At 66.0% G+C, this 5,551-nt stretch carries 7 protein-coding genes and 1 pseudogene; 4 read left to right on the top strand and 4 right to left on the bottom strand.

The window, feature by feature from the left end:
• Positions 1-101 (top strand): annotated as a pseudogene (locus JYJ84_RS27340) (aminopeptidase); the annotation flags it as partial.
• Positions 102-136: 35 nt separating this feature from the next.
• Here the strand turns inward: JYJ84_RS27340 and JYJ84_RS27335 are convergent.
• Positions 137-916: an alpha/beta fold hydrolase gene (locus JYJ84_RS27335; RefSeq protein WP_175222578.1), complete on the bottom strand. Its 780-nt coding sequence runs from the start codon at positions 914-916 to the stop codon at positions 137-139.
• A 142-nt stretch (positions 917-1,058) separates the two neighbouring features.
• Between JYJ84_RS27335 and JYJ84_RS27330 the strand changes: the two genes are divergently transcribed.
• A complete protein-coding gene (locus JYJ84_RS27330; RefSeq protein WP_175222579.1) occupies positions 1,059-1,838 on the top strand; it encodes a helix-turn-helix domain-containing protein in 780 nt (259 codons plus the stop codon).
• A 461-nt stretch (positions 1,839-2,299) separates the two neighbouring features.
• Here the strand turns inward: JYJ84_RS27330 and pcaG are convergent, their stop codons facing one another.
• The 3 genes from pcaG to JYJ84_RS27315 form a co-directional block, all read right to left on the bottom strand.
• Entirely contained in the window at positions 2,300-2,893 is a 594-nt protein-coding gene (gene pcaG / locus JYJ84_RS27325) for a protocatechuate 3,4-dioxygenase subunit alpha (protein ID WP_011355460.1), read from the bottom strand.
• 3 nt (positions 2,894-2,896) lie between these two features.
• Positions 2,897-3,604: a protocatechuate 3,4-dioxygenase subunit beta gene (pcaH, locus tag JYJ84_RS27320; protein WP_175222580.1), complete on the bottom strand. Its 708-nt coding sequence runs from the start codon at positions 3,602-3,604 to the stop codon at positions 2,897-2,899.
• A gap of 274 nt (positions 3,605-3,878) precedes the next feature.
• Positions 3,879-4,454 carry a YiiX/YebB-like N1pC/P60 family cysteine hydrolase gene (locus tag JYJ84_RS27315; protein WP_175222581.1) on the bottom strand — a complete coding sequence of 192 codons (576 nt, stop codon included), beginning with the start codon at positions 4,452-4,454 and terminating at the stop codon, positions 3,879-3,881.
• Positions 4,455-4,574: 120 nt separating this feature from the next.
• Between JYJ84_RS27315 and JYJ84_RS27310 the strand changes: the two genes are divergently transcribed.
• Positions 4,575-5,312: a helix-turn-helix transcriptional regulator gene (locus JYJ84_RS27310; RefSeq protein WP_122949470.1), complete on the top strand. Its 738-nt coding sequence runs from the start codon at positions 4,575-4,577 to the stop codon at positions 5,310-5,312.
• 77 nt (positions 5,313-5,389) lie between these two features.
• A partial coding sequence (locus JYJ84_RS27305) for a LysR family transcriptional regulator (protein ID WP_186249146.1) occupies positions 5,390-5,551 on the top strand: 162 nt, incomplete at its 3' end.

Below are 5,551 nucleotides of genomic sequence, written 5' to 3'. Positions count from 1 at the left end.
AGCGCGTCGATGCGGTGACGCTGCGCTTCGACGGGCCTTCGGTCGAGCATGCGGTGCGCACGCTGAACAGCCTGTCGGCAATGTCGTTCATGCTGCGGTGATGTATGCCTTGACGATGCCGCAGGCGTGCGGCCGGTCAACGGACGGCAACAGGGCTCGCGGTCACGGCGAGCAGGAACGCTTCCATCGCCGCGACCAGCGCGAGCGGCGTCTCGTTCATCGGGTAGTGGCCCGCATTGCGCAGCACGTCGACGGTGGCGAGCGGGTAGCGCCGCAGGTACGTGCGGGCCATCAGCGCCGCGTCGAACGCCGGATCGTGCTCGCCGATCAGCACTTTCACCGGATGGAGGCCCGCGATCTCGTCGCTGAAATCCGTATCGGCCCACGCGCGGAAGTACGCGCCGAACGCCGGCGGCGACGAACGGGCTGCCGAATACGCCGCTTTCCACTCGACCCAGGCGGCGGGCAGCCGGCCGCCGGTGCTGCGATCGATGATGGTCCGGCGATCGGCGACATGGTCGGCGGCGCGTTCGAATAGCGCGCGTTTCTCCGCGTCGAACGGCAGGCCGCCGCACGGCACGGGCGTGATCGGCACCAGCGCGCGCACGCGCTCGGGCGCCATGACGGCGATTTTCTCGGCCGCCATCGCGCCCATCGAGTGGCCGACGACGCTGAAGGTCGCGAAACCGAGCGCGTCGGCCAGTGCAAGCGCGTCGGTGGCGATCTCGTCGATCGTGTAGTCGCCCGCTGCGTCGCGCAGGCGGCCGTAACCTCGGTAATCCATGAATACATAGCTGAAGTGCTCACGCGACAGCCACGCTTCGACGGGTTCGAATGCGTGGGCGTCGCCGAACCAGCCGGGCAGTACGAGAACAGGATGGGGGCCGTCCCCCACGCGATGAAACGTATTCGGCATGTCCGCTCCGATGCAGTGGTAATCCGGCCGATCAGGCCGACGGGTCTTGCGGCCGTCAGGTCGCGCAAGGGTGGAGCGGATCGTAAATCGAGCGAAGGAGACCCGCCTTCGATATCGGGTCATTGATGATGGAATTCGGGCCGTGAGAAATACGCTGCTAGATCCCTACGAAAACATTCCGCGAAGTGTTGTGGTGACCGCCAACGACTATGCGGCGGGCACGACGTTTCCGGAGCACGCGCACGGGCGCGGGCAATTCGCATTCGCGTCGCGCGGCACGATCAGCGTGTCGACGCCGCACGGGCGCTGGCTGGTGCCGCCACAGCGTGCGTGCTGGGTGCCGGCCGGCGTGCGCCACGAAATGACGATGACCGGGCCGGTCACGATGCTGAACACGTTCGTGTCCGGCGATGCCGCGCAGGAAGCGGGCCTGCCCGAGCAGTGCGGCGTGTATGGCGTATCGGCGCTGCTGCGGCAACTGATCGACGATGCGATCGACCTGCCGGCGCTGTACGACGTCGACGGGCGCGCGGGCAAGCTGATGTCGCTGCTGGTCGCGGAAATCGCGACGATGCCGCGCCTGTCGCTGCATGCACCGCTGCCGGCCGACGCACGGCTGGCGAAGGTGTGCCGGCACCTGCTCGCGTCGCCGTCGATCGCGGCCGATCTCGACCAGGTCGCCGCCGACGCAGGCGTGAGCCGCCGCACGTTCACGCGGCAGTTCCGCGCGCAGACGGGCGTGAGTTTTGCCGCATGGCGCCAGCAGGTCTGCATGCTCGCGGCGATCGCACGCCTGAGCGACGGGCAGCCGGTGACACGCGTCGCACTCGATCTCGGGTACGCGAGCGCAAGCGCGTTCACGTCCGCGTTTCGCCGCATTCTGGGCGATACGCCGAGCCGCTATCTGGAGATTCGGCGCTAACCGGAAGAAATCGGCGCACGCCACGCCCGTGCGCCGGTTGCCGCCAAAAAAATACGCGCCTGCCAACTTCGGTCAGACGCGTTTAAAGGCACTCGGTCAGAAAGAATGCGCGCACGGCCTGCCGGGCGGTGTCGCGCATTACATGCGTAATTGTTGCCTATTCCGATTCAATCTCGTTGACTCGTTGTGGATAGCGAAGAATACGCCGCATAACGCGCAAACGAAATCCCGCGCGGCTCACGACTCATGTGCGGTTGCAGCAGCACGCGTTCCAATCGTGCGTTCGATGGAGGAGCGGAAGCCGCTGGCTATGGGCGCCGGTGCTCGAAACCTGGCGCGATGCGCCGCAGCATCGAATGGTGCGCCGAAGCATGAAAAACGCCGCGTGGCGCGATGCCTGTTGGTATCGCGCCACGCGGCGGTACGTTAGCGGGCGAAGCCGGCGTGCGCCGGCACGCGCGTCACACGTCGAAGAACACGGTTTCGTCCGGCCCCTGCATGCGGATGTCGAAGCGGTAGACGACCGGGCGGCCCGGCTGCGCGTCGCGTTTCGCGACGAGCGTCGCGCGGCGCTCGGCCGGCACCGCGTTCAGCACGGGGTCGGCCGCGTTCGCGGCGGCTTCGTCGTCGAAGTACACGCGCGTGAACGCATGGGTGAGGATCCCGCGCATCATCACGGTCACGTTGATGTGCGGCGCTTCGTCCGCGGCGAGGCGGCCCGGCTTCACCGTCTCGACGACGAAGCGCTGCTGCGCATCGGTGCCGGTGCCGACTCGCGCGAAGCCCGTGAAGCCGGATTTCGCGATGTCGTCGCGCGACGCGGGGTAGCGGCCCGCGCCGTCCACCTGCGTGAATTCGAGCACCGCGTCGCCGACGACGTTGCCATCGCCGTCGAACACCTGGCCGACCAACAGCACGTGCTCGCCTTCGGCGTGTGCCGCGGCGATCGTCGGCGTGAACAGGCTTTTCAGATCGTAGTCGTATTGCTGCGGGCACAGGCCGTACGCGAAGTACGGGCCGACCGTCTGCGAAGGGGTTTGCTTCAGCGTCGTCATGGTTCAGCGCTCCATCGGGGTAGCGTCGCGGCCGCGCAGCACGATGTCGAATTCGTAGCCGAGCGCATAGCCTTCTTCGGTAATGTCCATCGAGAAGCGCGAGATCAGGCGATCGCGCGCGGCCTCGGGCGTGCCCTGGAAGATCGGGTCGTACGCGAGCAGCGGGTCGCCGGGGAAGTACATCTGCGTGACGAGACGCGAGCCGAAGTAATCGCCGAACAGCGAGAAATGGATGTGATTCGGGCGCCACGCGTTCGGATGGTTGCCCCACGGATACGCGCCGGGCTTGATCGTCAGGAAGCGGTAGCGGCCTTCGTCGTCGGTCAGGCAGCGGCCCGCGCCGAGGAAGTTCGGGTCGAGCGGCGCGTCGTGCTGGTCGACCTTGTGCACGTAGCGGCCGGCCGCGTTCGCCTGCCACACCTCGACGAGCGTGTTGCGCACGGGCTTGCCGCCTTCGTCGAGCACGCGGCCCGTGACGACCATGCGCTCGCCGAGCGGCTCGCCGTTCTTCACGGCGTTCTTCGTCAGGTCATGGTCGAGCGCGCCGAGATCTTCGGCGCCGTAGACGGGCGCGTACTGGTCGCGGAGCTTCTCCTTCAGCGGGATCAGCGGGCGGGTCGGGCCGCGCTTCACGGACGAGCGGTACTCGGGGTGGACATAGGCCGGATGCGACGGCCAGTCGCGTGGCGTGAGGATCTTGGGGGAATCCATCGGGCGTCTCCTGATAGGTATTTCGCGAAGGGATGGCACGACTTTAGCCAATCCGGAAAGTTATGCAAAATGACCTTTTTTCGCGAATCGTATAACCAGTCGTTATGTTTGGAGCGCCAATGAAAATTCCGCCGGACAGGATGCCTGTCCGGCGGAAAAAGCGATCGGGCTTCGCGTCGTCGGTGACGACCCCGTGCACGGCCCTCCAGCCAGCCCGTCGCTGCTTTTTTGTGTTGTCGTTCTTGTTGTTATCCGGTCTCCCTGAGCGCGCCTGTTATGCCTGACGGTCGGGATCGAACACGATTCCGTCGAATTCGAGTGACAGCGTGCCGCTGCGCAGCAGTGCGGCCGGCGTCGCGTCCCGGTCGGCACCGAGCACGTCGCTCACGTAGTCCGCGCAGAAGCCGCGCCGCGTCCGCAGGGTGAAGCGGTTGCCGAGCAGCGCGTCGATCCGCCGTTCTGCCGTTGAATGAAGCTGGCGCTGCGCATCGGCGGTCGGTGCCGCGACGCGACGGGCCAGTGCGATGCGCCCGCCGTCGGTACGGGCGACGAAGCGTGACAGCGGGGTGAGCTTCGTCCACGCAAACGCGGATTCGGCGATCACGGGCTCGTCGCCCGATGTGTCGACGACGATGCCGAAGCGATTGGCCCACGCACCCGTCGAGCCCGTCGTGCCGGCCGTGTCGCGCGGCGCATGGCCCGGCACGCGGATGAACACGAGATCCCCGACGTGCGCGCTGGCGGCCAGCGTGCGGACCGTGGCGAGCGGCATCGTGCGATCCGTGTCGCGGGCATCGCGCGGGGCGGTGTGATGCGATTCGTAGGCAGCGGTTTCGGTTCGGGTGGTCATTTCGGCTCCGTCGTTCAGTGACAGCACGGAGCGGATTATGCAGACAAGTATCCAAAAGTGTTCATCTGCATGCGAAGGTAGCCTAATATCTGACCTTGAGCATCATTTTTCGATACCAAAATGACCGAAACCGCCCAACTCATCGAAATGCTGAAGCGCCAGCTGAAGGCGCAGGGCATGACCTACCGCGACGTCGCGCGTGCGCTCGATGTTTCCGAGACCAGCGTGAAGCGGCTGTTTGCCAGCGGCCGCTTCACGCTGGAGCGCGTCGTGGAGATATCCCAGCTGCTCGGCTATACGCTGGCCGAGCTCGTGCAGGAGGCGTCCGCGTCGGCGCCGAGGCTGCGCGTACTGACCGAGCAGCAGGAGGCGCTGCTCGTGTCGGACGACAAGCTGCTGCTCGTTGCCGTCTGCGCGATCAACTACTGGACCGTGCAGGACATCGTGTCGGCCTATCAGGTGACGAAGGCCGAGTGCGTGAAATACCTGCTGATGCTCGACCGGATGAACGTCGTCGCGCTGTTGCCGGGCGACCGGATTCGCGTGCGCGTCGCACGTGATTTCGACTGGCTGCCGGGCGGGCCGATCCGACGTTACTTCCATGCGCACGCGCTCGGCGATTTCCTCGACAGCCGCTTCGACGGGGAAGGCGAGACGATGACGTTCTCGCAGGGGATGTTGACCGAGGCGGCTTCCGCGGAGCTCGAACTGGAGTTGCGCCGGCTGCGCAGCAAGGCGGCCGCGCTGCATGCGGAATCTTCGTCCGCACCGCTCGCGCAGAAGCGCGGCACCAGCTTGCTGATCGCGAAGCGGATGTGGGAGCCGGCCGGCTTCCAGGCGCTGCGGCGCAACGCGTGACACATCGTCGAGTGCTTGGGGCTATCCGGAAAGTTATGCAAAATGGCATTTCATCATCAATCGCATAACCACCCGTTATGAATAACCGTATCGCCGACGGCCGCGTCAAATTCCGGCACCTGCAGTGCTTTCTCGCGGTCGCGCAGCTGGGCGGTGTGCAGAAGGCGGCCGAAAGCCTGTCGATCACGCAGCCGGCCGTCTCGAAGACGATCGCCGAACTGGAGGCGATCCTCGGTGTG

The sequence above is a fragment of the Burkholderia sp. LMG 13014 genome, assembly GCF_905232215.1.
Lineage (GTDB): Bacteria > Pseudomonadota > Gammaproteobacteria > Burkholderiales > Burkholderiaceae > Burkholderia.
This window is presented reverse-complemented; position numbering and strand designations above follow the sequence as displayed.